We start from the raw sequence: 24,190 nt of genomic DNA on the forward strand, positions 1-24,190 counted from the left end.
GAATGTGGCGTAACGGGAGTTTTTTTATGAAGCCCTCTTTCGAAGCGATTGATCCGGCAGGCGAAGCTGCCGAAGGTGTCTGGCCGATCCGCAGACGCCGAATTCTCGACTGGCTGATCAACGAGACCCGCAGCGAGCGTTTCATCGACAATATCCTGGTAGAGATGTGCAAGCGGCTGCTTGCAGCAGGCGTGCCGGTGAACCGGTCCAGCCTGCATTTCCGCACCAACCATCCGCAATGGATCGGCGCCCGCATCCTGTGGGTGGAAGGTATGGAAGAGGCAAAGATCAACACTTTTGCCTATGGGGTGGAAACCACGCCGCAATTCCTCAACAGCCCGGTCAACGAGATCCATAGCGGCGCCAACGAGGTGCGAAAGAACCTGGAGGATTTATGGGAAGGCGACGACTATCCCTTCTATCAGGAACTGCGCGACGACGGCTATTCCGAATATATCGCCTGGCCGATCGATCACACATTCGATAAGCGCCATGTCGTCACCTTCTCGACCAGTCGGCCGGGTGGTTTTACCAGCGAACACGTGGATTTCCTGCGCGATCTGCTGCCGGCTCTCACTCTCGTCAGCGAGATCCGGCTCAAGAACATCATGGCGCGCACACTGCTGCAGACTTATGTCGGACCGCATGCGAGCGAACAAATTCTCTCTGGCGTCATCACCCGCGGCAGCGGTGCGACCGTCGGCGCGGCGATCATGATCTGCGACCTGCGGGACTTTACGGCGATATCCGATCTCTGGCCACGCGATGACGTCATCCACCTGCTCAACGACTATTTCGATGCCATGTCCGATCCGATCGAGCGGCATGGCGGCGAGATCCTGAAATTCATGGGTGATGGATTGCTGGCGATCTTCCCGCTATCAAAGCCCTCGGCCTGCGAGGATCTTCTGATGGCCATCAGGGAGGGGCAGGAAGCAATGGCGCTACTCAATGAGGAACACCAGCGCATGGGACGCGAACCTCTGCGCTACGGTGTTGGCGTACATGTCGGTGATGTCATGTACGGTAATATAGGCTCGCGTCGGCGGCTGGATTTCACCGTCATTGGGCCGGCGGTCAATGTTGCCTCGAGGCTCGAAGCGCTGACCAAAGAGGTGAAGCGACCGGTGCTCTTGTCGCGTGCTTTCGTCGAAATGGCGACCTGCACGGAAGAAATGGAAGATCTCGGCAGCTTTCCGTTGCGGGGACTCGGAGAGCCGGTCGATGTCTTTGCTTTCCGCGATAAGCCGACAGCCGGTCGTGACGCGGCTTAGGCCACTGGAAAATTGATCTGCGGCGGCAGGAGCAGGTTCGGGCTGTCTGCGCCCGGATTGCTGATGCGCTGAAGAAGCATCTGGCCGAGATGTTCGCCGGCCTCGACCAGATCCTCATAAATAGTGTCGATCTTCGGCTGAAGATGCGTGAGGAGATGCGACGTCTCCTTGGCGACGATATCGTAGTCCTTAGTCAGAATGCGGCCCGCATCACCCATGGCGCTGACAAGCGCCAGTGCGGAAACCTCGCCCGGGCAGACAAAACCGTCGGGAACATCGGGTGCGGCGGCGCGGGCGCGGAAGAAATCTCTTATCTCGTTGGCCGGTGAATCGAGCGTGACCGCTTCCGATATTTCATAGGCGACGCCCGCCTCGCGCACGGCGGTCATGAAGCCATGAAGGATGTGCTGACTGAAGGTCAGCCGCTTCGGCGGCATGACGACCGTGACCCTTTTCCTTCCCTTGGCGATCAGGCGCCGGGTGGCTTCGTAGGCGAAGGCATAATTGTCGTAATCGACGTAAGGGTGCGGTGTCGAAAACTCGGTGCGGCCGTGAGACACGAAGGGAAAGCCAACCTCCTGCAGCATCCGCACCCTCGCATCGAAGGGTTCTGTCCGCGTGAAGATCAGGCCATCGGCGAAATTGTTGCGGACGATATATTCCGCCGCTTCGAGATCCGTTGTCGACAAGAAGTTCGGGGCGACGACGAGGTGATAGGATGTCTCTTTCAACGCCTTGGCAATGCCGTACATGATCGCGGTGCCGAAGCCGACCACTTCCTGATGCGGATCGAGAAGGATGCTGATGACATTGGTGCGGCCCGTCTTGAGGCGCTGAGCAGCCCGATCGGGCAGGTAGCCGATCTCGCGGGCAATGCGATGGACGCGCTCGCGCGTCTCAACCGATATTTGCGGCGCGTCGCTGAGTGCGCGCGAAACCGTCGTCACCGCGAGACCGGTCAATGTCGCGATGGTACGCAAGGTTGGCTTGCCGCGCTTTTGCGCACCATCCGGATTTTCACCGCGTTGCAGTTGGGACGATTCGGTCACTGGGGACATTCCATGCTGGATTGCGGCTACAATAACACGATGAAACCGGCACGCAATCAATCAATGCAAACGATTTAAATTTTTACGGTTTCTTAGGCGATTAGGAAAAATTCAAATAAAATCAACACTTATCGAACTAATCATATTTTTCTCGGGAGTCGAGGAAGGACTTGACGTAACCGCGTTTATAACGTTTTAAATTGTTAACCGCGCTGGGAGGTGCGGTGTAATGTGGTGTCTGGCTGCCCTCACGGCGGAAGACATCCGGCGGTCGAGGTGGGTCTCGCCGCCGCTTACGAACGGGAGGATATTCATGCGCAAGTTTTTGAGCTCGGCAGCTCTTGCTGTCGTGATGATGGCTGGTTTCGGCAGCGCTCATGCAGCCGACGTCAAGGAAGTTCAGATGCTGCACTGGTGGACGTCGGGCGGCGAAGCCGCGGCGCTCAACGTGCTGAAGCAGGACCTTGCCAAGGAAGGTTTTGCCTGGAAGGACGTTCCGGTCGCGGGCGGTGGCGGTGACGCAGCCATGACCGCGCTGAAGGCGATGGTTGCCGCGGGCACCTACCCGACCGCTTCTCAGATGCTCGGCTATACCGTTCTCGACTATGCCCAGGCTGGCGTCATGGGCGACCTGACCGAGACGGCCAAGAAAGAGGGCTGGGACAAGTCCGTTCCGGCAGCACTGCAGAAGTTCTCCGTCTATGACGGCAAGTGGGTCGCAGCACCTGTTAACGTTCACTCCGTCAACTGGCTGTGGATCAACAAGTCGGTCATGGACAAGATCGGCGGCACACAGCCGAAGACCTTCGACGACCTGATCGCCCTGCTCGACAAGGCAAAGGCAGCCGGTGTCATCCCGCTCGCCCTCGGCGGTCAGAACTGGCAGGAAGCCACGATGTTCGACTCCATCGTGCTGTCGACCGGCGGTCCGGAATTCTACAAGAAGGCTTTCAACGACCTCGACGAGGAATCGCTGAAGTCCGACACGATGAAGAAGTCCTTCGATAACCTCGCCAAGATCATCAAGTATGTCGATCCGAACTTCTCGGGCCGCGACTGGAACCTGGCGACCGCCATGGTCATCAAGGGCGACGCTCTGGTGCAGGTCATGGGTGACTGGGCGAAGGGCGAATTCGTTGCCGCCAAGAAGAAGCCGAATACCGATTTCCTGTGCTATCGCTTCCCGGGTACCGACGGCAGCGTGGTCTACAACTCCGACATGTTCGGCATGTTCAACGTTCCTGACGACCGCAAGGCCGCTCAGGTGGCGCTTGCCAAGGCTACGCTTTCCAAAAGCTTCCAGTCCGCCTTCAACGTCGTCAAGGGTTCGGTTCCGGCCCGTACCGACGTTTCGGATAAGGATTTCGATGCTTGCGGCAAGAAGGGCATTGCCGACCTGAAGGCCGCCAACGAAGGCGGCACGCTGTTCGGCTCGCTCGCTCAGGGTTATGGTGCTCCTCCGGCGATCGCCAACGCCTATAAGGACGTTGTCTCGAAGTTCGTCCATGGTCAGATCAAGACCTCCGACGAAGCTGTTACCCAGCTCGTTCAGGCTATCGACGACGCTCGCTAATTCTAACGACAAAGGCTTTCCCGCACCCTTGCGGGGAAGCCACGGCCCTGCCGCGCGGGGAGGAGATGATCACATGAGCACAGTTGCGACCACGGATCCGGTCCTGACATCGAAACCCTCAACCCGCACGTCCATTCGCGGCCGACTGCAGGATGCATTGCCGAAGATCGTGCTGGCGCCGAGTTTTCTGATCACCGTGATCTTCGTCTACGGCTTCATCGTCTGGACGGCCTATCTCTCCTTCACCAATTCCAAGACCTTTCCGTCCTATGCAATCACGGGCGCGCGCGCTTATCAGCGGCTCTGGCGCTGGACCTTCGAAAGCGATCCGCCGTCCTCCTGGTACACATCAATCACCAATATGGGGATCTTCGGTTTCCTCTACATCTTCATCTGTCTGGGGCTCGGCCTGCTGCTTGCGATCCTTCTCGACCAGAAGATCCGTGGCGAAGGCATCCTGCGGCCGATCTTCCTCTATCCGATGGCGCTGTCCTTCATCGTGACGGGAGTTGCCTGGAAGTGGTTCCTCGATCCGGGCCTCGGGCTCGAGCAAACGTTGCATCACTTTGGCTGGACGAGCTTCCATTTCGATTGGATCAAGAACAAGGATTTCGTCATCTACACCGTCGTCATCGCCGGTGTCTGGCAAGCCTCCGGCTTCGTCATGGCGATGTTCCTCGCCGGCTTGCGTGGCATCGACGGCGAAATCATGAAGGCTGCGCAGATCGACGGCGCATCGCCCTTCCAGATGTACCGGCGTATCGTCATTCCGATGCTGCGGCCGATCTTTCTGTCGGCCTTCATCGTGCTCGCGCATATGGCGATCAAATCCTATGACCTTGTCGTAGCCCTGACCTCAGGCGGGCCGGGTGGCTCCGCATGGCTGCCGTCCAACTTCATGTACGAATACACCTTCAAGCGGAATGAAATGGCGGTTGGTTCGGCAAGCGCCATCATCATGCTGATGACCATCTCGGCGATCATCGTGCCCTATCTCTATTCCGAGCTCAGGGAGAAGGCGCGATGAGCAGCGTTACCTCTTCTGAGATTGCATCCTCGCAAGGCGGCAATAGCGGCCGCTGGATCGGGCGCGTCATCATCTACGGCCTGTTGCTGATCTTTGCTGTTCTCTACCTGATGCCGCTCTTCGTCATGCTGACGACTTCGTTCAAGACCATGGACGAGATCCAGAACGGCAATATGCTGGCGCTGCCGCAGTCACCGACGTTCGATGCCTGGTTCAAGGCCTGGGGCGAGGCCTGCGTCGGCCTTACCTGCGCCGGCATCAAGGGCTATTTCTGGAATTCGATCAAGATGGTCGTGCCGGCAGTGGCGATCTCGACCATTCTCGGCGCACTCAACGGCTATGTGCTGACCAAGTGGCGCTTCCCTGGCCATACGCTGGTCTTCGGCCTGATGCTCTTTGCCTGTTTCATCCCGTTCCAGTCGGTGCTGCTGCCGATGGCGACTATTCTCGGTTCGCTCGGCCGTTTCGGCACCACGCTGCAGAATGCAACGGGTTTCAGCTTCGGTTTCGGCAATCCGACTGTAAACCTCGTCTTCGTGCACGTGGTTTACGGCCTCGGCTTCACGACGCTGTTCTTCCGCAATTTCTATGAGGCGTTTCCGACGGAGCTCGTGAAGGCCGCGCAGGTGGATGGCGCCAGCTTCTTTCAGATCTTCCGCCGCATCATGCTGCCGAATTCGCTGCCGATCATCGTGGTGACAGTCATCTACCAGTTCACCAATATCTGGAACGACTTCCTCTTCGCCTCGGCCTATGCCGGCACCGGCGATTCCATGCCGATGACGGTGGCGCTCAACAACGTCGTCAATACCTCGACCGGCGTGGTCGAATACAATGTCAACATGGCTGCGGCGATGATCGCGGCCGTTCCTACGCTCATCGTCTATATCCTCGCCGGCCGCTATTTCGTGCGCGGTCTGATGGCGGGCGCCGTCAAAGGGTGATCCATGGCTTTCCTTGAAATTTCCGGTCTCAAGAAGCGCTTCGGCGCCGTCGACATTCTCAAGGGGATCGATCTGGAACTCGAAAAGGGCGGTTTCCTGGTGCTGGTGGGTCCGTCCGGCTGCGGCAAGTCCACGCTGCTCAACACCATTGCCGGGCTCGAAGCGATCACTTCGGGTGAGATTCGCATCGATGGCCGCTCCATCAACGGCTTGCACCCCTCCAAGCGCGATATCGCCATGGTCTTCCAGAGCTACGCGCTCTATCCGAACATGACCGTTGCCGGCAACATCGCCTTCGGCATGGAAATCCGCGGCGTGCCGAAGGAAGAGCGCGAGAAGGCGATCAAGCAGGTCTCTGACATGCTGCAGATTGGCCATCTGCTCGATCGCAAGCCCTCGCAACTGTCAGGTGGCCAGCGTCAGCGCGTAGCGATGGGGCGCGCGCTGGTGCGCAATCCGCAGGTCTTCCTTTTCGATGAGCCGCTCTCCAACCTCGATGCGAAGCTGCGTGTCGATATGCGCACGGAAATCAAGCGCCTGCACCAGCGCATGGGAACGACGATCGTCTACGTCACGCATGACCAGATCGAGGCGATGACGCTGGCGACGAAGATCGCGGTGCTGAAGGACGGCGTGCTGCAGCAGTTCGGCACACCGGCCGAGATCTATAACAGCCCGGCCAATGTCTTCGTAGCTGATTTCATGGGCTCGCCGGCGATGAACCTGCTGAACGCCACCGTTGAAAACGGTGCCGGCGGGCTGCAGGTCTCGTTGGAACGGCCGAATGGCGAACCGCTGAAGCTGCCCGTCAATGCCGGCAATAACAGCCTCACAGGTTATGCCGGCAAGCAGGTGATCTTCGGGATCCGTCCGGAAGCACTGACGGATATCGACGGAGCCGACCGCAAGGCAAAGTCGGTCGTTCACGGCGATTGTGCCATCGAGGTCGTGGAGCCTGCCGGTTCCGATACGTTCGCGGTCACCAAGCTCGGCGGCAAATCGGTAGTGGCGCGCCTTGGAGCGGATACCGGCATCCTGCCGGGCCAGAATACTCGCCTTGCCTTCAATCTCGACAAGGCGGTGTTCTTCGATCCGGCCAGCCAGTTGAGGATCGCTTAGCCAGCAAAATATTCTCTGGCCACCGTCAGACAGCCGCCACGGAAATCGTGACTGGTGCGAAGTGGCTCGAGGTCGCTTCGACGGTGATTTCGCCCGTCAGGCCTGTTGCCTCCAGCCAGAAGCCCGTCGTTCCGCCCTGGAGCGGCACGGTCGCTGGCCCGACGATCTTGCCTGGCCCCTTCACGGTCAAGATTACAACATCGTTGAGGAAGGGCAGGCGCTGGCCGCGCTGGTCGAGCGCGCGGATGATGACGCGGGTCGTGTCGCGTTCGCGAGCCTTCAGCGTGGTGCTGTCGGCCGCGACTTCCAGCGTGGTCGGCAGCGGATCGGCTGCCAGCGTCAGTCTTGTCACGGGCTCGCCGTTGATGAAACCGGTGAATTCGCCATCGATCCATTCCAGACCCCAGCGGCCGAGTTCGTCCTGGGTGAAATGGCGGTGGTCGAGCACGACGGGCGGATGCGGCAGGTGCGGGTAGTTTTCGCGGTCCGGACCGATGCGCTTCGTCAGCGAGCCGTATTTCAACTCAACCTCATCGCAATTGGTCAGGATGATCAGCGGCAGCACGCCGCCGATGCTGCGCTCGCCCCGCGCCCAGAAGGTGACCGGTTTCATGATGATCTCATCCGAAGGGTCGCACTGGCTGGCATAGACATAGGCCGCAAATTTCGGTTCGCGGAACATGTCCATGACGCCGTGATAGCAGATACGGTCGCCGGAACCGAAGTCCTTGTGGGTGTTATAGTCGAACATGCACCAGCCGATCGCGCCAGAAATATCCGGATCGCCATAGGCCGCGTTCAGCACTTCCAGATGGCGGCGCACATGCTCGGCTTGGCGCTGCTCGGCATCATACATCTTGGTCGGATGCATGTGGCCGTTGAACTCGGTGATGATGTAGGGGACCTTGTAAGAGAGGCCGGTATTTTCCTGCTGGCTGCGAAGGGCCGTGCGCGGGCGATTGGCGCCCGGCAGTTCCTCATTGCCGAGGATGAAGTCGTTCATCGTGTAGACGTCTTCCAGAAGCTCGCTTTCGGTCAGATAGCGAACGCCGCCGGTCTGACGGGTGGAATCGAGCTCATGGGCCAGCCGGTTGGTGGCGGTATAGAAGTCGTGGCTGTCGAGCGACTCGTTGATGCGCACGCCCCAGATGATGATCGAGGGATGATTCCAGTCGCGCTCGATCATGCGGCGCACGTTCTCGATCGATTCCTGCTGCCAGTCGAGATCGCCGATATGCTGCCAGCCGGGGATTTCTTCGAAGACCAGCAGGCCGATGCGATCGCACTGGTCGAGGAACCATTTCGACTGCGGATAATGCGAGGTGCGCACGATATTGCACTTCAGCACCTTCTTCATTATGTCGGCGTCGCGCTCCTGCGCGGAACGGCCGGCCGCATAACCGACATAGGGATAGGCCTGATGGCGGTTGAGGCCCTGCAGTTTTACCGGGCGGCCGTTCAGCAGGAAGCCTTCCGGCGTGAATTTGGCCGTACGGAAGCCGAAATGGCCGGTGGTCCTGTCGGCGCCATGTTCCGTCTTCAGTTCGACGGAGATTTCATAGAGCGCCGGGTTCGACAGATCCCAGAGTTCAATATCGGTCAGGCCGCCGAAGGAAAGCGTGGTGCTGGTACCGATCGTCTCGCCGGCAGCACTTGCCAGAATGTTGCCATGCGCGTCCCGCAGTGATCCGGTGACCGTTGCCGCATAGGTGAGGCCCTGCGGGTTGGCGATATCGACACGCACTGTCGCCGATTTTCTGTCGGAGAGGATGTCGTGCGTTTCGATCTTGATGTTGCGGATCGAAACCTTGTCGGTGACCTTCAGCCAGACGTCGCGATAGATGCCGGCATAGGTCAGATAGTCGATGCGGCCGCCGAAGGGCGGGATGGCGGGGTTCTCGCTGCCGTCGATCTTGACGGTGATCAGGTTCTCGCCCTTGATGAGTTTGCCGGTCAGCCGGGCTTCGAAGGGCGTATAGCCATCCTTGTGGCCGATGATCTCCTCGCCGTTTAGATAGACGACGCTGTCGGCCATGGTGCCGTCGAAGAGGATGGAGACTTCGCGGCCTTCGAATTCCGGCAGCCAGCGCAGCACCTTCTGATAGGTGAAGGCGCGCTGGTAGCGCTTCTCGTCGAAATAGTTGAAGGGCAACTCGACCGCCGTATGCGGCAGGCTGACCATGTGGGTGCCGTCGAAAGCCTCGGTCAGGCGATGACCAAAGCCTTCATGGAAGCTCCAGGATTCATTGAGGGAAACGACGGAACGCATCTCAGGCTCCCCGGCAGGCGGCAGGGGAGAGGCGGCGCCTGACAGCGGCGCGGGAAAGAGCGATCATCGATATTCCTCCTTGATGCGAATGACTGGAGCCGCCCTCAGGCGGTCGAGCCCCAGCGGGGTGTGCAGGCAAGCGTAATACTGTGCGGGCCTTCGTCGCCGGCCTCATGGCGTTCGATCACCTCGACGACCGCGTCCATGAAGGCCACGTGGTCGAGGCTCAGCGTCGTCAGGTCGTTGCAGTCCCAGGCGGCCATCGCGATGCCGTCCTGACCGACGATGGCGATATCCTCAGGCGTATTCTTCCCGAGCACACGGCGGGCGGCATCACGCGCGCCGATCGCCATCACGTCATTGCCGCAGATGATAGCGTCGACCTTGGAGCGGTGCAGCAGCAGGACAGCTTCCTTGAAGCCGGAATCATAGGAATAGTCGCCGAAGGCTTCGGCTTCGAAGGCAAGGCCGTGGCGCGCCAGAGCGTCGGCGAACCATTTGCGGCGCAGCTTATCGATCCAGCTCGATTTGGTGCCGGAGAGATAGGCGAAGCGCCGTTTGCCGTCGCCGACGATCTTGTCGATGATCTCGCCGGCGCCGGCAGCGCCATCGATGCGGATGTTGGAGACATCTTCGTTTTCCAATGGTTCGAAGGAGACGATGATCGGCTTCGTTGTATGGAAAATATCGACCGCATCCTGCATCGAGACCATGTCGGAGAAGATGACGACATGATCGACCTGATAGGTGGAGGCGAGCCGCATCAGTTGCAGGCGATCGGAGTGATCGGCGCAACAGAGCAGGATCGGCAGGAGCTGGCGGGCCTGCAGGCGGTGGACGAGAAGCTGCTGCTCCTCGGCCTCGCAGGGATTGCCGATGGCGTTGACCACGAGTGCGACGAGGCGCGAGCGCTGGTTGTTCAGCGAGCGGGCAATCGCATTCGGCTGGTAGCCATATTCGCGAGCAACGGCGAGGATGCGGTCGCGCGTGGCGCTTCCGATCCGCGAATCCGGCGAGAAAGCCCTCGAAATCGTCGCGGAGGACACACCGGCGAGTTTCGCCAGTTCCTTCGAGGTGATCCGCCGTCTGTTCGTTCCGCTCATTATTTTGCGCCTATCCGGCAATCCTGACGGGGGTGCCGTCGGCTGCTGCCGATTCCTTGATTGCATCCCAGAGCCTAGCGAATCTGAGACCCATTTCAACGGAGCCGGAGTTTTCCATCGTTCCGGCGCGGATGGCGAGGAAATTCTTCATCGGGTTGCCGAGAATCTCGGCCTCTTCACGTGGCTCGCTGGTGCGCCCGACGCTGATTTCGCGCCAGCCGCCCCAGGCATCGATGCGTACGATCGCCTTTGAATAGAAGAAGGTGATGTAAGAAGCGCAGCCGGGAGGGCCTTCGCCTGCGGCCGTCAGCGTCGCCAGCGCGCCATTCTTCAGGCGGGCGGAGACGGCGGTCGCGATATCCACCTTTTTGCCGTGGTTGTTCATATAGGCGGAAACGCTGTCGAAATCGGAATTGGCGAGCAGGCAGACGGTGTTCATCATGTGTGCACCGGTATCGAACATGAAGCCGCCGCCGGAGATTTCCGGCTGCTGCTTCCAGTGGCCCTCATAGTTGGAAGACCAGCTTTCCCAGATCATGCCGGAAATGGCGATGAGTTCGCCGAATTCGCCTGAGAGAGCCCGTTTGCGGGTATCGAGCACGAGCGGAGACAGCCCGCCCTGGAAGGCGGTGACGACGGTGACGCCGCTTTTCCTCTGCGCCGCGATCAGCGTTTCGGCCTCTGCTACGGTCGTGACCATCGGCTTTTCGAGGAAGAGATCGAGGCCGGCTTCGGCAACGGCTGTCGCCTGCTCGGCATGGAAAGCGTGCGGGGTGGAGACGTAGATGATGTCGAGTTCATTACGGCATTTTGTGAGCATGTCGCGGTAGTTCTCGAAGCTTTTCGGCTCCGGTGCTCCGGCTGCGGTGCAGACGTCGATGAGGCGCTTTCTGGAGGTTTCCGTCGTGTCGGCGAGTGCTGCGAATTCAATTTCCGGCATCCTTGCCCAGCTTTGAGCATATTCAGCCGCTTTCAAGCCGGCGCCGATGACGCCGAGGCGCAATTTCTGAGACATCGAAATCCTCCCTGATATCGTTGTGCAAACGATTACACAAAGCATATATTCGACGCAAGTTATAAATTATACAATAAAATCATATATATAAATTTGAAGACAACTGAGTTTCAAAAATCATCTTGTCAGCATTCAGAATGCGTGTACATTTTTGTCGCCGGTGCTGGAGGGCGCCGTGGCTCAAAAAAGGGAGGACTTCCGTTGAAGAAGACGGTTATCGGTGGCCTGTGCGCCATCCTGCTCAGCGCGGTTTCGACGCTGGCCCAAGCTGAAACAATTCGTATCGCCAATCACGGTCAGGCCGGCATCGACGCCATGAAGTCGACCGTAGAGCGGATCGAGAAAAAATACGGTGTCACGGTCGAGGTCGTCGAATATCCGGCGCCGGACAAGGACTATCTCACCAAGCTTCTGACCGAACTGGGTGCCGGCAACGCCCCTGATCTCTTCTCCATCCCGACAACGGCTGCCGTTGCCGATATGGTTGAGGCCGGTTACCTCGCGCCCGTTACCACCGAATTTAAGGCCTGGGATGGCTATGCCAACCTTTATGACGTCGCCAAGCAGCTCGCCGTCAGCCCGGACGGTGAAACCTATGTGATGCCGTTCATGCTCGGCATTCAGGAAATCTACTACCGCAAGGACGTTCTCGAAAAGGCCGGCATCTCCACCGAACAGCCGAAGACGTGGCAGGAGCTTCTCGACCGCGCCGCCGAGGTCAAACAGAAGACCGGCTCCTACGGCCTCCTCTTCCCGGCAGGTGTGTCCTGGGGCAGCGGTGCCTTCGACGAAGGCTTCCAGCACCTGATCGTCGGTTCCAAGACGCCGCAGCTCGTCGATGCCGACGGCAAGCTCGATCTGAACGGCGAAGGCGTGAAGGATGTCTTCAACGTCTACAAGACGCTGATCGACAAGGACCTGATGCCGGTGCAGCCGCTCCTCGGACCGGAACCCTGGGTGGTGCCGAAATATGAGATGTTTCCGGCCGGCAAGCTTGCCGCCACCACCTGCGGCTCCTGGTGCTACATTTTCGACTGGGGTCGCGAGAGCAAGAACCCGATCCCTGACGTGACCAAGATCGTCGGCACCTGGACCGTTCCGGGCCAGAGCGGCGGCCAGTATGTTCTTGCCAACCTTGCTGCTCCGTGGGCCGTCAATTCCAAGTCCGCCAATGTCGAACTTGCCAAGAAGGCGCTGATGGAGATCGGCTCGGTCGCAACGCAGGTTTCATACGCTGCCCGCATCGGCAACATTCCGGCCAGCAAGGACGCTGCCAAGGATCCTGAATTCCAGAAGCTGACGGAACTCGTTCCGATCCATGCCGCTGCCGGAAACGGCGTCTTCCTGAAGCAGGCGTCCGGCTTCGGCACGGTTGCCGAAGGTGTGGCACGCGCCACCGAAGCCCTGCTGCGCAAGGAAACCGATGCAGCCGGTGCCCAGAAGATCCTTGTCGACTACGTCAAGGAAACGCTCGGCGACGACATGGTCAAGTAAGCCACTGATATCTTCCTCCCGCCAAGACGGGGACGCGGCATTCTCGCCGCGTCTTCTCGCTTTCATTCGATAAGCCGGTTTCATTCGATAAGGTTGTGAGCTTCAATGGCCCGAAACTCTCATGAAAAGCGAACCGAGCGCCAACTCCTGCTGGTTCTGCTGCCGTCGCTGGTCCTGCTTCTGGCCTTTGTGATCTATCCCGCCCTCTATTCCGTCTATCTGAGCTTCACCAATGAGGCGCTGACGGGAGCTGCGGCCCTGCGGCCGCGCTTCGTCGGCATCCGCAACTATGTGCGCCTTTTCAACGATGCGAAGTTCTGGAATTCGCTGTTCGTCACCTTCGTCTTCGTCATGGGCTCTGCCGTCATCGGGCAGTTCGTGCTCGGGCTTATTTCGGCGATGGCGTTGCGCCGGCCGATCCGTTTCCGCCAGTTCTTCTCTTCGATTATTCTTCTGCCGAATGCCGCCCCGGAAGTCGTTGCCGGCTTCATGTGGATCTCGATGCTGGCCGGCGGCGAACATGCGACGCTCTCGCGCATCGTTGCCTTCTTCGGCATTGATCCCGCTGACTGGCTGAACGCCTTCCCGCTGTCGATGATTATCATCGTCAATACCTGGCGCGGTATCGCGACCGCGATGATCCTGTTGACGGCGGGCTTGAGCACCATTCCCTCCGAGATCTACGAGGCGGCGCGCATGGATGGCGCGACACCGTCGCAGATGTTCCGCCGCATTACCCTGCCGCTGATGATGCCGACGATCCTGCTGTACATGCTGATCTCGGCCGTCTCCACCATTGCTGTCTTCGGCCTCGTCTATGCGCTGACGCGCGGCGGGCCGGGCGGGGCGACGGAGGTCGTCAGCATCTATATCTACAACCAGTCGTTTACGGCCTTCCAGCTCGGCTACGGCGCTGCGGTCGCGGTCGTCGCGCTCATCATCTCGCTGATCCTCGGTATCGGCTATGTCCGAGCCATGAAAGTGGAGGTCTGACATGACCGCTATTTCCCCGAGCGAAGGCGCCAACAAAACCCGCTCCGACCTGCTTGCCTATGCAACATTGACGATCATCTCGATCTTCTGCGCTGTGCCTTTCTTCTGGGTGCTGCTTGCCTCCTTCGACGGCAATGCGCAGCTCTTCCTGCGCTGGCCGGAGCAGTGGACGTTCGCAAACTATGTGCGCGTCTTCACCAAGGAGGATGGGGCGAAGTGGCTGTTCAACTCGCTCTTCGTGGTCGGCGGAGCGACGCTTATCGTCATGGTTCTGGCGGGGCTCGGCGGCTATGCGCTGTCGCGCACGCGGGCCTGGTGGAAGCTGCCGTTCCTCTACGCGATCCTGCTCATCCGCGTGCTGCCGCCGACCGCGCTCGTCGTGCCGCTCTACAAGTTCCTGCTGACGCTCAACAATGCGGAAGGCGCGATCCTGCGCCCGATCTTCGGCAGCTATGCCCGCGATATCATGCGCTGGACCGGGTTCATCGACGGTTATCTCGGTATCATGCTGGTGCTCGCCACCATGCAGCTGCCGCTGGCGCTCTGGATCATGAAGACCTTCTTCGACGGCCTGCCGCGTGACTATGAGGAAGCGGCCGTCATGGACGGGGCGACGATGATGCAGCGCATCCGCCGGGTGCTGATCCCGCTTGCGATGCCCGGGCTCGCGGCGGCCGGTCTCTTCGCCTTCATGTCGGCCTGGGGCGATTTCCTGCTGCCGCTGATCTTCCTGTCGTCGCCGGAGCTGCAGACGCTGCCGCTCGGCCTCTTCCGCGCCTTCCTCCGCATCAACGAGATCGATTACGGCCTGCTGACGGCGCTCGCCTTCATTTACCTGCTGCCTGCCGTCGTCGCCTTCGGCTTTGCGCGGCGCTTCCTCGTCCAGACTTTTTCGGGCGGTGTGAAGGGCTGAGATCAAGAAAGAGAAACGAATGATCAATCTCAGAAACGTTCGCAAATTCTATGGCGCGCTCGAAGTCATCAAGGGCGTCGATATCACAGTGGAGGACGGCGAGTTCGCCGTGTTCGTCGGCCCTTCGGGTTGCGGCAAGTCCACGCTGCTGCGGATGATCGCCGGCCTTGAAGGTATCGACGAGGGCGATCTGGTGCTGAACGGCCAGCGCATCAACGACGTGCCGCCGGACAAGCGCGGCATCGCCATGGTGTTCCAGTCCTATGCGCTTTATCCGCATATGACGGTCGCGGAGAATATCGGCTTTTCGCTGAGCCTCAAGAAGGTGCCGGAAGCCGAAATCAAAAAACAGGTGGAAGGCGTCGCTGAGATCCTGCAGCTGACCGACTATCTCAGCCGCAAGCCGGGCGCGCTATCCGGCGGCCAGCGTCAGCGTGTGGCGATCGGCCGTGCGATCATCAAGAAGCCGTCGCTGATCCTGTTCGACGAGCCTTTGTCGAACCTCGATTCGGCGCTGCGCGTGCAGATGCGCGCCGAGTTGCAGCGCCTGCATCGGGAACTGAAGGCGACTGTCGTCTATGTCACGCATGACCAGGTCGAAGCGATGACGATGGCCGACCGCATCGTCGTTCTGAACAAGGGCGTTGTCGCCCAGCAGGGCGCGCCGATGGAGCTCTATCACCAGCCGGAAAACGAGTTTGTCGCAACCTTCATCGGTTCGCCGAAAATGAACGTGCTGCCAATGACGGCGACGCGCCGGGATGCCGGCAAGGTGCATCTGGAAAGCCCGCTCGGTCTTGCGATCGATCTCTCGGATGCAAACGGTTCCGTGCCGCAGGGCGAGGCGAAGCTCGGCATCCGGCCGGAACATCTGAAGCTCGCGCCGCAAGGGCAGGGTGATTTTTCGGCGGAGGTCGTGATCGTCGAGCGGCTCGGCGTCGAGACCTATCTGACGGTCGGCTCGCAGCAGCAACCGATCGTCGTGCGCACGGAAGGCGACATGACCATCCGTCCCGGCGACCGCGTTTCGCTTACAGCCGAGCGCGCCGCCTGCCATCTGTTCGATTCCGCCGGCCGGGTTGTCCGTTCGGCAACCGCTTGAAACATATCGAGGAATGACATGACAATCAAAGTCACGATCTGGAACGAAGGACGCCACGAGCAGGTCCACAAGGAGGTCCAGGATATCTATCCCGACCGTATCGACGGCGCGATCGCCGCCGGTATCGCCCATTCTGATTTCGAGATCCGCCGCGGCACGCTCGACGATCCGGATGAAGGCCTGCCGGATTCCGTTCTCAATGATACCGACGTGCTGCTCTGGTGGGGGCATATGGCGCATGAAGAGGTCAGCGACGGGCTGATCGACCGCGTGCAGCAGCGGGTGCTGAAGGGCATGGGGCTGCTGGTCCTGCATTCCGGCCATCACTCCAAGCTTTTCCGCCGGCTGATGGGAACAAATGCCAATCTCTCCTGGCGTGAGACGCCCGAGGGAGATCTGGAGCGTGTCTGGGTGGTCAATCCCTCGCATCCGATCGCCGAGGGTTTGCCGCCCTATTTCGAGGTCAATGCCTCGGAAATGTATGGCGAGCCCTTCGATATTCCGCAACCGGACGAGCTGGTCTTCATCTCCTGGTATTCCGGCGGCGAAGTGTTCCGCAGCGGCTGCACCTTCCAGCGTGGGCGCGGGCGCATCTTCTTCTTCAGCCCCGGCCATGAGACCTACCCGATCTATCACGACAAGACCGTGCACAAGGTCATCTCGAACGGCATCCGCTGGGCGCAACAGAAGCACACGGATGGGCGCATCCTCGAAAACTGGCACCGCAAGGAGCCGCTGCACGGCCGGCCGGACAAGGTGAAGGCTTAAATAGTTCCTCCTGTGAGGGCTTGTGGGCTGCGGTGCTGCGAACGTCAATCAGACTTACGGGTACTGCGCACCATTCGTCGTCGTATAGATCGAATAGAGCGATTGCGTCGCCGTGATGAAGAGGCGGTTCTTCTTCGGGCCGCCGAAAGTGACATTTGAAACGGTTTGCGGCACCTTGATCTTGCCGAGCAGCGTTCCGTCAGGGGCAAAGCAGTGCACACCGTCAGCCGCGCTTGTCCAGAGATTGCCGGAGATGTCGAAACGGAAACCATCGGGCGTGCCCGTGTCGATCGAGCAGAAGTAGCGGCTGTTTGCCAGCTTACGGCCATCCACGACATCGAAGACGCGGATATGGCGCGGTACGTCATGATTGGAGGAGCCGGAATCGGCGATGAAAAGCTGGCGCTCATCCGGGGAGAAGGCCAGTCCATTCGGCTGGATGAAGTCCGTCACGACGGCTTCGATATCACCGGTCGCTGCGTCAATGCGATAGACGTTCCGCGTCTCCTGTTCTTCCGGCGACTTGTGGCCTTCATAGTCGGACATGATGCCGTAGCTTGGGTCGGTGAACCAGATCGAGCCGTCGGACTTGACCACGACGTCGTTCGGAGAGTTCAGCCGTTTGCCGTTGTAACTGTCGGCCAGCACGGTGATGCGGCCGTCTGGCTCAGTGCGGGTCACGCGGCGGCCGCCATGCTCGCAGGAAACGAGGCGGCCCTGCCGGTCGCGAGTATTGCCGTTGACATAGTTGGAAGGCGAGCGGAAAACGGAGACCGAGCCATCCGGCACCCAGCGCATCATGCGTTCGTTCGGAATGTCGCTCCAGATCAGGCAGTTCAGATCGGAAAACCAGACCGGCCCCTCGGCCCAGCGGCAGCCTGTGTAAAGCTCCTCCAGCACTGCGCTGCCGGCGATCAGCGCTCGGAAACGCTCGTCTTTGACGTCATAAAATTCGCTTCCAGCCATGCCCGATTCCTCCCAGATCGATATTGCATCTTCGTAGCCGCAAATGGGTGAACGTGCCAGAGCCTCGCTGCAGAGGCCCTGAAGATTTTGTCCGGCCAGTTTCCCGTAGCGCTTCACGCCTCGGCTGCGCCTGGGTTTTCGGCGCGAGACCGCCGAGCGTCAGGTCGCGGTCGTACGGTATAAATCAGGAATCCATCGCCGCCATATTTTCAGCCGCGGAAATCATCGCGCCCTGTAATATGCCGGCTATACAATGATCTCTCAGGCACCAATCCGGTGTTGATTGTCTTTCCATCTGCGGCAGATTCACGCTACAGCTTACCGGTAGTGAGGAGAGCGCATGGACTATAGCGACGTCGGCACAATCGCGGCATGGGTGACGGAACAGGGCTTGAAGGGCGCGACCGAAGCGGAACTGCTGGCTGGCTTCTGCGAGGCCTGCCGGAATGCGGGCATGCGGCTCGATCGCGCCATGGCGCTGATGGACACGCTGCATCCGGTTCACGAGGGGCGAGCTTTCCGCTGGGACAGCGAAAGTGAAGCGAACTTCGGAGGCGAATTCGAATACGGTCCTTCGGGCGAAGGTCAGGGGCTGGAAACCTGGCGCCGCTCGGCTTTCTATCATCTCTGGACAAGCGGTGACAGAGAGGTACGGCGCAGGATCGGCTTCGGCGATCCGACCGATTTCATCATGCTGGACCAGATCCATGCGCTCGGCCATACCGATTACATCGCCATGGCGCATCGTTTTGCCCAGGCCGGCACGATCGGCGAGATGGACTGCTTCTTCTCGCATTTCTCGACCAAGCACCCGGAAGGGTTTTCCGACCAGGATCTTGCGATCCTGCGCAAATTGGTGCCGGTGCTGGGGCTGGCGATCAAATGCGTGGCGCTTGCCCGTATTGCCCGCACGATCGCCGAGGTCTATCTCGGCGAGGATGCCGCGCGCCAGGTGATGGACGGCAAGATCTCCCGCGGCAAATCCGAGCGGATATCGGCAGCACTCTGGTTTTCCGATCTGCTGAACTACACGAAGATTTCCGACAATTCGGCGCCGGAAGAAATCATTCCGCTACTCAATGAATATAGCGAGGTGGTGATCACCGCGATCCATGAGGCCGGCGGCAATGTGCTGAAGCTGATTGGCGATGGCGTCCTCGCCATCTTCAAGGGCGAGGATCCGGCTCAAAGCTGTTCTGCGGCGCTGGAGGCAGAGCGCCTGTTGCGGCAGAAACTTGCGGCGCTGAACGCGGCACGCGAAGTGGACCGGCGACCGACGACGGATGTCTACATCGGCCTGCATATCGGCGATGTCTTCTACGGCAATATCGGCAGCCAGGACCGGCTGGACTTTACGGTTATCGGGCCGGCGGTCAATGAGGTGAGCCGCATCGCATCCATCTGCCGTTCGGTCGATCTCAACGTGCTGATGTCGTCGGATTTTGCCGCCGGGATCCCGAGGGAGCAGCGGGATGTTCTCGCCTGCATCGGTCGTTATGCACTGCGCGGCGTCAAGCGCCCCCAACTGCTTTACACGCTGGAAAGCGCGCGGCTGAACGGCTGACCAGCAAGATCCTCCACGTTCAGGACCTGCATAGGATGCATAGGATGCATAGGCAGTTTCCTGCGCCTTCTAGGAAATGTCAGATTCGTTATATGTGATACGAATATCTGACATTTCTTCGCGTAGGTAAGGAAAAACCTATGCAAGCTATGCATCCTATGCACTCTGCTGATGATCCGGTTGACCGGAGGGATGTAAAGCGACTCGAATTCACTGTCTGAGCAATGAACCGGATCCATTGAGGATCGCTTCGCGTTTTCGCCCACAGGCTTCCCTATGCCGCCCCTGCAGCCTATGCACATGGGAGTACCGACTGATTGGAAGCGCTCTAACGCAGCAATCCCTGTCCGCCGTCGATCCAGACCGGCGTTCCGGTAATATGGCGGGCGCGTTCGGAGGCCAGGAAGAGGATCGTTTCAGCGACATCGTCGCTCGATCCCGCCTTGCCGCCGGTGATCGGGATTTCGCCCTCCGGCCAGATGACGGGCACTTCGGTTTCCTCGCGATGGCGCGTGGTGGTGTTGGCGGAAATGCTGGTTTCGATCGCGCCGGGGCAGACGGCATTGACGCGGATGCCGTGTCTGCCGAGTTCGAGTGCGAGCTGCTGGACCATCGCAACCTGACCGGCTTTGGTCGCGGTATAGGCTGTGGCGCCGGGGGTGGTGAAGGTGCGCGTGCCGTTGATGGAGGAGACGACGATGATCGATCCGCCGTTCATCTTCAGATAGGGTACGGTGAGATGTAGCGTCATGTATGTGCCGCGCAGGTTCACGGCCATGGTCTGATCCCATTCGTCGGGTTTTAGGTCGTCGATCGGCGCCCAGACGCCGTTGATGCCGGCATTGGCGACGACGATGTCGATACCGCCGAAGCTTTTGGCCATCTTATCGATGGCGGCGCGCATCTGCGTTTCGTCACTGGTATCGGCAGTCAGTTCGATCGACTGGCCACCTGCGGCGACAATCTCCCCGCAGGTCTGCGCCACCTCGCTTTCCGTGCGGCTCAGCACCGCGACTTTGGCGCCTTCGGCGGCGAGCTTCAATGCAGTCGCCTTGCCGATGCCGGAGCCTGCGCCGGTCACCAATGCGATCTTTCCCTGCAATTCCATGAGCCGCTCCTCTTTGCGGTTGCCGGTAAAGGCAATGATCGGGGCGGCTCTTGGTTCCGGATCGGGCGTGGCGAGACGTTATTTCAGGAGGCTATGGCGGAGCGCCCACTTTTCCGGTCCGTGGACGGCGGCAAAGAGCAGGCCGGCGAGGAAGGTGAAGTGATCGACGAAGAAGCCAAACTCGGCCTGATTCTGCTGCCAAAGCGATGGGCCGTGGAAGGAGAAGGCAAGGAAGATCACATAGATGCCGGCGAGCAGGCTCGCTTCACTGAAGAAGGCGCCTGTGATGAAGGCGAGTGCCAGGGCGATCTCGAAGAAGGCGGCGACCCAGGCAAGGAATGTCCCCGCCGGAAAGCCGGCCGAGGTGATGTAGCCGGCGGTCGCGGCGATATCGGCAAACTTGAAGCCGGCAGCCATGAAGAAGACGAAGCTGAAGATGATGCGGGCAATGATGATTGCGATTGCTCTGGCCATGTGAAATCTCCTCTTTGAGCTTCCATTATGACGGACGAGATATCCGCTATCCTACAGGCGAGTGAAAAAAGGGCCGCTTTCGCAGCCCTTGGACTTACCATTCGGCAAAACTTCCATCTCCGTGACGCCAGATCGGGTTGCGCCAGCGGTGACCTTCCTTAGCACGCTCGATGACATAGGCTTCGTCCACTTCCACGCCGAGGCCGGGTCCTTGCGGAATGGAGACGAAGCCGTCGGCGTACTGGAAGACTTCCTTGTTGGAGATGTAATCGAGGATGTCGTTGCCCTTGTTGTAGTGGATGCCGAGGCTCTGCTCCTGGATGAAGGCATTGTAGGAGACGGCATCGACCTGCAGGCAGGCGGCAAGCGCGATCGGCCCAAGCGGGCAATGCGGCGCGAGCGCCACATCATAGGCTTCGGCCATGGCAGCGATCTTGCGGCATTCAGTGATGCCGCCGGCGTGTGACAGATCCGGCTGGATGATATCGACATAGCCGTCCGACAGGACCGACTTGAAGTCCCAGCGGGAAAAGAGGCGTTCGCCGAGCGCGATCGGCGTCGAGCAATGGTTGGCGATTTCCTTCAGGGTTTCCCGGTGTTCGGACAGCACCGGCTCCTCGATGAACATCAGCTTGTAGGGCTCGAGCTCCTTGGCGAGAACCTTGGCCATCGGCTTGTGAACACGGCCGTGGAAATCGACGCCGATGCCGATATGCGGGCCGATCGCCTCGCGGATGGTGGCGATGGTTTCGACCGCCTTGTCGATCTTCTCGTTGGTATCGACAATCTGCATTTCCTCGCAGCCGTTGAGCTTGATGGCCTTGAAGCCGCGGGCGACGACGTCCTTGGCGTTGCGGGCGACGTCGGAAGGGCGGTCGCCGCCGATCCAGCTGTAGACCTTGATGCGGTCGCGCACCTGGCCGCCGAGCAGCGAATGGATCGGCTGGCCGAGTGCCTTGCCCTTGATATCCCAGAGCGCCTGGTCGATGCCCGAAATCGCCGACATGTGTATCGCGCCGCCGCGATAGAAGCCGCCGCGGTACATGACTGTCCAGTGGTCTTCGATCAGGAACGGGTCCTTGCCGACTAGGTAATCGGCGAGTTCGTGGACGGCCGCCTCGACGGTCAGCGCGCGGCCTTCGACAACCGGTTCGCCCCAACCCACGATGCCTTCATCGGTTTCGACCTTCAAAAAAAGCCAGCGCGGCGGGACGATATAGGTGGTCAGTTTGGTGATCTTCATGGACGTCTGCTTTCGTTTAGCTTCGTGTTCTCATCGGCGAACGAAGCCGCCGATAGTGTTCTGAGTTCGGTTATTTGGTCCGACCGGCGGTGGTGAGGTCGCGTCCGGCGAGATCGAGAATCCGGTTGACGCAATCGCGCGCTTCCGACGCGTCGCGCAGGCGCAGTGCCTCCACCACCTTGCCATGCAAGGAGATCGCCTCGCGGTGATCGAGCACGGCGAGGTTCGAAGCATGAAGCGCAAACTTTAGTGCGGCATGGATGGCGCTGGAAAGGCGCCGGAATACCTGGTTATGGCTCGCCTTGAGAAGCACCGTATGAAAGAGGAGATCCGCCTCGGTGAAGGCTTCGGGGTCATCGGTTGCCGATTGCATGCGCCGCCAGGCTTCCTCCAGATCGGCTATCTCCTGGGCAGTTGCGCGGCTTGCGGCATATTCGGCGGCAGCCGGCTCGATGGTGCGGCGGGCTTCAAGGATGCTTGCCAACAGGTCGAAATTGCCGAGATGCGGCCCCATCCATTCAAGCACGTCCTGATCGAGGATATTCCACTCGTCCTTGTCGCAGACTGTTGTGCCGATGCGCGGTTTGCCGCGTATGAGCCCTTTGGATTCCAGCACCTTCAGGGATTCGCGGATCACCGTGCGGCTGACGCCATAGAGGTCGCAGAGGTCGTTTTCGCGCGGCAACAGCGTGCCGGCGGCATAGCGGCTGGCGCAGATATCTCCGGCAATCGCCGCCGTAACGTTACGGCGGACGCGCGGCCGGCGCTCGGGCGCCGAGCTCCTTTCGTCGCGGCTTGCTGCAGGCTGCATAGAAAAAGTCCTCATCACCAATCCTAAGACAATCATCGTACATAAACAATACTCTTGTATGATGATTGGACTTCAATCTGGTGTCGTCTTCCGCGGATAGAGGACTATATTGCCGGTCGTAAGGGCGCAGTGTCCTTCGCGGTGGAGCGGCGCAACGCTTCGAAAATCATCGAAACAGGAGGACGGCATGCAGATCAATCGTACAGCTTCGGCCCATTGGTCGGGGGGTCTCAAAGACGGTAAAGGGCAGATCTCGACCCAGAGCGGCGCGCTCAGCAATTATCCCTACGGCTTTGCAAGCCGCTTCGAAGGCGTTGCCGGCACCAACCCGGAAGAGCTTATCGGCGCTGCCCATGCAGGCTGCTTCACCATGGCGCTGTCACTGATCCTCGGCGAAGCCGGCCTCAAGGCCGACCACATGGAAACGTCGGCCAAGGTGACGCTCGAAAGCGTTGAAGGCGGCTTTGCCATCACCGCCATCCACCTGTCGCTCTCGGGCAGCATTCCCGGCGCCGACCAGGCGAAGTTCGAAGAACTTGCCGGCATGGCGAAAGCTGGCTGCCCGGTTTCCAAGGCACTTTCTGCCGTTCCGATCACGCTCGACGTCAAGCTGGCATGATCCTTTAATCTGTTTTCGTTCTGATGCCGCAGCTTGCCGAAGCTGCGGCATTTTTGGTTTGCATCGCAAAATCATTGACAATCGAAGAGTGATATTTTACGAATGATGAAAATCAAAATTCGTCAATCGTAAACATCAGGCCTGAAACCATGAATGACATCGCGGAAACCACGCTGGACGTCACACGGCAGGAAAATGTAACCCGCATCCTCGATGCGGCCGAACGGCTCTTCCGCCACTATGGATATGCCAAAACCACAGTCGCGGATGTTGCCCGCGAACTCGGCATGTCGCCTGCCAATATCTACCGCTTCTTCGCCTCCAAGGTCGAAATCCACCAGGCTATCTGCGGCCGGATGTTGGCAGCCGCCTATCAGCTTGCAGCCAATATCTGCCATCAGAAGATCAGCGCTTCCGACCGGCTGCGCCAGTACGTGCGCAGCCAATACCAGCTGACGCTCGACACCATGCTCGATCAGCAGAAGGTGCATGAGATGGTGATCGTCGCGATCGAACGCGACTGGCATGTCATCGAGAGGCACATCGATTCCATTCACGCATTGCTTGCCGACGTTATCCGCGAGGGCATCGCCGCCGGCGAATTCGCCGAACAGGATCCCGAGGTCGCCTCCCGCTGCTTTGGGGCGGCGACCATCAATCTTTGCCATCCGCAGATGGTGGCCCAATGTCTTGCCAAGACAAACCGGGCGGCCGTGGACGAACTGATCGAATTTGCGATCAGGGCTCTGAAAAAATAAGCGC

At 59.7% G+C, this 24,190-nt stretch carries 22 protein-coding genes; 13 read left to right on the top strand and 9 right to left on the bottom strand.

Annotation, left to right across the window (positions count from 1 at the left end; genetic code table 11):
* Positions 1-26 precede the first annotated feature (26 nt).
* Positions 27-1,274 (top strand): adenylate/guanylate cyclase domain-containing protein, encoded by a 1,248-nt coding sequence (locus tag FHT78_RS21400; protein WP_183748431.1) that lies wholly within the window; start codon positions 27-29, stop codon positions 1,272-1,274.
* Here the strand turns inward: FHT78_RS21400 and FHT78_RS21405 are convergent.
* Positions 1,271-2,323, bottom strand: coding sequence for a substrate-binding domain-containing protein (locus tag FHT78_RS21405; RefSeq protein WP_183748433.1), 1,053 nt, complete (start codon positions 2,321-2,323; stop codon positions 1,271-1,273). The two genes, FHT78_RS21400 and FHT78_RS21405, sit on opposite strands and share 4 nt — an antisense overlap.
* Positions 2,324-2,636: 313 nt before the next feature.
* On the opposite strand from FHT78_RS21405, the gene FHT78_RS21410 reads away from it, so the two are divergent.
* The 4 genes from FHT78_RS21410 (at position 2,637) to FHT78_RS21425 (ending at position 6,986) form a co-directional block, all read left to right on the top strand.
* Positions 2,637-3,896: an ABC transporter substrate-binding protein gene (locus tag FHT78_RS21410; RefSeq protein WP_183748435.1), complete on the top strand. Its 1,260-nt coding sequence runs from the start codon at positions 2,637-2,639 to the stop codon at positions 3,894-3,896.
* A gap of 73 nt (positions 3,897-3,969) precedes the next feature.
* Positions 3,970-4,923 carry a sugar ABC transporter permease gene (locus tag FHT78_RS21415; RefSeq protein WP_183748437.1) on the top strand — a complete coding sequence of 318 codons (954 nt, stop codon included), beginning with the start codon at positions 3,970-3,972 and terminating at the stop codon, positions 4,921-4,923.
* Positions 4,920-5,867: a carbohydrate ABC transporter permease gene (locus FHT78_RS21420; protein ID WP_183748439.1), complete on the top strand. Its 948-nt coding sequence runs from the start codon at positions 4,920-4,922 to the stop codon at positions 5,865-5,867. Before FHT78_RS21415 ends, FHT78_RS21420 begins: the two co-directional genes overlap by 4 nt.
* 3 nt (positions 5,868-5,870) lie before the next feature.
* Positions 5,871-6,986 (top strand): ABC transporter ATP-binding protein, encoded by a 1,116-nt coding sequence (locus tag FHT78_RS21425; protein ID WP_183748441.1) that lies wholly within the window; start codon positions 5,871-5,873, stop codon positions 6,984-6,986.
* 25 nt (positions 6,987-7,011) lie between these two features.
* On the opposite strand, the gene FHT78_RS21430 is transcribed toward FHT78_RS21425, so the two are convergent.
* From FHT78_RS21430 to FHT78_RS21440, 3 genes are all read right to left on the bottom strand, one after another.
* The gene (locus FHT78_RS21430) at positions 7,012-9,255 is read right to left on the bottom strand and encodes a glycoside hydrolase family 2 protein (RefSeq protein ID WP_183748443.1); all 2,244 of its coding nucleotides are present in this window, start codon (positions 9,253-9,255) and stop codon (positions 7,012-7,014) included.
* Between the two features lie 104 nt (positions 9,256-9,359).
* Positions 9,360-10,358 (bottom strand): LacI family DNA-binding transcriptional regulator, encoded by a 999-nt coding sequence (locus tag FHT78_RS21435; protein ID WP_183748445.1) that lies wholly within the window; start codon positions 10,356-10,358, stop codon positions 9,360-9,362.
* Between the two features lie 10 nt (positions 10,359-10,368).
* The gene (locus FHT78_RS21440; RefSeq protein WP_183748447.1) at positions 10,369-11,373 is read right to left on the bottom strand and encodes a Gfo/Idh/MocA family oxidoreductase; all 1,005 of its coding nucleotides are present in this window, start codon (positions 11,371-11,373) and stop codon (positions 10,369-10,371) included.
* A gap of 201 nt (positions 11,374-11,574) precedes the next feature.
* On the opposite strand from FHT78_RS21440, the gene FHT78_RS21445 reads away from it, so the two are divergent.
* The 5 genes from FHT78_RS21445 (at position 11,575) to FHT78_RS21465 (ending at position 16,643) form a co-directional block, all read left to right on the top strand.
* Complete coding sequence (locus FHT78_RS21445; protein WP_183748449.1) at positions 11,575-12,867, top strand: extracellular solute-binding protein; 1,293 nt, start codon at positions 11,575-11,577, stop codon at positions 12,865-12,867.
* 105 nt (positions 12,868-12,972) lie between these two features.
* Positions 12,973-13,860: a sugar ABC transporter permease gene (locus FHT78_RS21450; protein ID WP_113211859.1), complete on the top strand. Its 888-nt coding sequence runs from the start codon at positions 12,973-12,975 to the stop codon at positions 13,858-13,860.
* A gap of 1 nt (position 13,861) precedes the next feature.
* A complete protein-coding gene (locus FHT78_RS21455; protein WP_183748451.1) occupies positions 13,862-14,773 on the top strand; it encodes a carbohydrate ABC transporter permease in 912 nt (303 codons plus the stop codon).
* 19 nt (positions 14,774-14,792) lie between these two features.
* Positions 14,793-15,875, top strand: coding sequence for a sn-glycerol-3-phosphate ABC transporter ATP-binding protein UgpC (gene ugpC, locus FHT78_RS21460; protein WP_183748454.1), 1,083 nt, complete (start codon positions 14,793-14,795; stop codon positions 15,873-15,875).
* Positions 15,876-15,893: 18 nt separating this feature from the next.
* Complete coding sequence (locus tag FHT78_RS21465) at positions 15,894-16,643, top strand: ThuA domain-containing protein (RefSeq protein WP_183748456.1); 750 nt, start codon at positions 15,894-15,896, stop codon at positions 16,641-16,643.
* Between the two features lie 54 nt (positions 16,644-16,697).
* Here the strand turns inward: FHT78_RS21465 and FHT78_RS21470 are convergent, their stop codons facing one another.
* Complete coding sequence (locus FHT78_RS21470) at positions 16,698-17,609, bottom strand: SMP-30/gluconolactonase/LRE family protein (protein ID WP_183748458.1); 912 nt, start codon at positions 17,607-17,609, stop codon at positions 16,698-16,700.
* Positions 17,610-17,949: 340 nt separating this feature from the next.
* Between FHT78_RS21470 and FHT78_RS21475 the strand changes: the two genes are divergently transcribed.
* A complete protein-coding gene (locus FHT78_RS21475; protein WP_183748460.1) occupies positions 17,950-19,173 on the top strand; it encodes an adenylate/guanylate cyclase domain-containing protein in 1,224 nt (407 codons plus the stop codon).
* A gap of 328 nt (positions 19,174-19,501) precedes the next feature.
* On the opposite strand, the gene FHT78_RS21480 is transcribed toward FHT78_RS21475, so the two are convergent.
* The 4 genes from FHT78_RS21480 to FHT78_RS21495 form a co-directional block, all read right to left on the bottom strand.
* Entirely contained in the window at positions 19,502-20,281 is a 780-nt protein-coding gene (locus tag FHT78_RS21480) for an SDR family NAD(P)-dependent oxidoreductase (RefSeq protein WP_183748462.1), read from the bottom strand.
* Between the two features lie 78 nt (positions 20,282-20,359).
* Positions 20,360-20,755, bottom strand: coding sequence for a DoxX family protein (locus FHT78_RS21485; protein ID WP_183748464.1), 396 nt, complete (start codon positions 20,753-20,755; stop codon positions 20,360-20,362).
* 94 nt (positions 20,756-20,849) lie between these two features.
* Positions 20,850-21,998, bottom strand: coding sequence for a galactonate dehydratase (dgoD, locus tag FHT78_RS21490; protein WP_183748466.1), 1,149 nt, complete (start codon positions 21,996-21,998; stop codon positions 20,850-20,852).
* Positions 21,999-22,068: 70 nt separating this feature from the next.
* Positions 22,069-22,809: a FadR/GntR family transcriptional regulator gene (locus FHT78_RS21495; protein ID WP_183748468.1), complete on the bottom strand. Its 741-nt coding sequence runs from the start codon at positions 22,807-22,809 to the stop codon at positions 22,069-22,071.
* 187 nt (positions 22,810-22,996) lie between these two features.
* Between FHT78_RS21495 and FHT78_RS21500 the strand changes: the two genes are divergently transcribed.
* The gene (locus tag FHT78_RS21500; protein WP_183748470.1) at positions 22,997-23,428 is read left to right on the top strand and encodes an OsmC family protein; all 432 of its coding nucleotides are present in this window, start codon (positions 22,997-22,999) and stop codon (positions 23,426-23,428) included.
* A gap of 149 nt (positions 23,429-23,577) precedes the next feature.
* Positions 23,578-24,186, top strand: coding sequence for a TetR family transcriptional regulator (locus FHT78_RS21505; RefSeq protein ID WP_183748472.1), 609 nt, complete (start codon positions 23,578-23,580; stop codon positions 24,184-24,186).
* The last annotated feature ends 4 nt before the right edge of the window (positions 24,187-24,190 follow it).

Source organism: Rhizobium sp. BK196, assembly GCF_014193255.1.
In the GTDB taxonomy this organism is placed as follows: Bacteria; Pseudomonadota; Alphaproteobacteria; order Rhizobiales; family Rhizobiaceae; genus Rhizobium.

Excerpts from the sequence above, each read along its gene's own strand:
- FHT78_RS21500 (WP_183748470.1), top strand. The coding sequence starts at position 22,997 with ATGCAGATCAATCGTACAGCTTCGGCCCATTGGTCGGGGGGTCTCAAA.
- FHT78_RS21435 (WP_183748445.1), bottom strand. The coding sequence starts at position 10,358 with ATGAGCGGAACGAACAGACGGCGGATCACCTCGAAGGAACTGGCGAAA.
- FHT78_RS21485 (WP_183748464.1), bottom strand. The coding sequence starts at position 20,755 with ATGGCCAGAGCAATCGCAATCATCATTGCCCGCATCATCTTCAGCTTC.
- FHT78_RS21415 (WP_183748437.1), top strand. The coding sequence starts at position 3,970 with ATGAGCACAGTTGCGACCACGGATCCGGTCCTGACATCGAAACCCTCA.
- FHT78_RS21450 (WP_113211859.1), top strand. The coding sequence starts at position 12,973 with ATGGCCCGAAACTCTCATGAAAAGCGAACCGAGCGCCAACTCCTGCTG.
- FHT78_RS21420 (WP_183748439.1), top strand. The coding sequence starts at position 4,920 with ATGAGCAGCGTTACCTCTTCTGAGATTGCATCCTCGCAAGGCGGCAAT.
- FHT78_RS21425 (WP_183748441.1), top strand. The coding sequence starts at position 5,871 with ATGGCTTTCCTTGAAATTTCCGGTCTCAAGAAGCGCTTCGGCGCCGTC.
- dgoD (WP_183748466.1), bottom strand. The coding sequence starts at position 21,998 with ATGAAGATCACCAAACTGACCACCTATATCGTCCCGCCGCGCTGGCTT.
- ugpC (WP_183748454.1), top strand. The coding sequence starts at position 14,793 with ATGATCAATCTCAGAAACGTTCGCAAATTCTATGGCGCGCTCGAAGTC.
- FHT78_RS21430 (WP_183748443.1), bottom strand. The coding sequence starts at position 9,255 with ATGCGTTCCGTCGTTTCCCTCAATGAATCCTGGAGCTTCCATGAAGGC.
- FHT78_RS21480 (WP_183748462.1), bottom strand. The coding sequence starts at position 20,281 with ATGGAATTGCAGGGAAAGATCGCATTGGTGACCGGCGCAGGCTCCGGC.
- FHT78_RS21410 (WP_183748435.1), top strand. The coding sequence starts at position 2,637 with ATGCGCAAGTTTTTGAGCTCGGCAGCTCTTGCTGTCGTGATGATGGCT.
- FHT78_RS21495 (WP_183748468.1), bottom strand. The coding sequence starts at position 22,809 with ATGCAGCCTGCAGCAAGCCGCGACGAAAGGAGCTCGGCGCCCGAGCGC.
- FHT78_RS21400 (WP_183748431.1), top strand. The coding sequence starts at position 27 with ATGAAGCCCTCTTTCGAAGCGATTGATCCGGCAGGCGAAGCTGCCGAA.
- FHT78_RS21455 (WP_183748451.1), top strand. The coding sequence starts at position 13,862 with ATGACCGCTATTTCCCCGAGCGAAGGCGCCAACAAAACCCGCTCCGAC.
- FHT78_RS21440 (WP_183748447.1), bottom strand. The coding sequence starts at position 11,373 with ATGTCTCAGAAATTGCGCCTCGGCGTCATCGGCGCCGGCTTGAAAGCG.
- FHT78_RS21475 (WP_183748460.1), top strand. The coding sequence starts at position 17,950 with ATGGACTATAGCGACGTCGGCACAATCGCGGCATGGGTGACGGAACAG.
- FHT78_RS21505 (WP_183748472.1), top strand. The coding sequence starts at position 23,578 with ATGAATGACATCGCGGAAACCACGCTGGACGTCACACGGCAGGAAAAT.
- FHT78_RS21470 (WP_183748458.1), bottom strand. The coding sequence starts at position 17,609 with ATGGCTGGAAGCGAATTTTATGACGTCAAAGACGAGCGTTTCCGAGCG.
- FHT78_RS21465 (WP_183748456.1), top strand. The coding sequence starts at position 15,894 with ATGACAATCAAAGTCACGATCTGGAACGAAGGACGCCACGAGCAGGTC.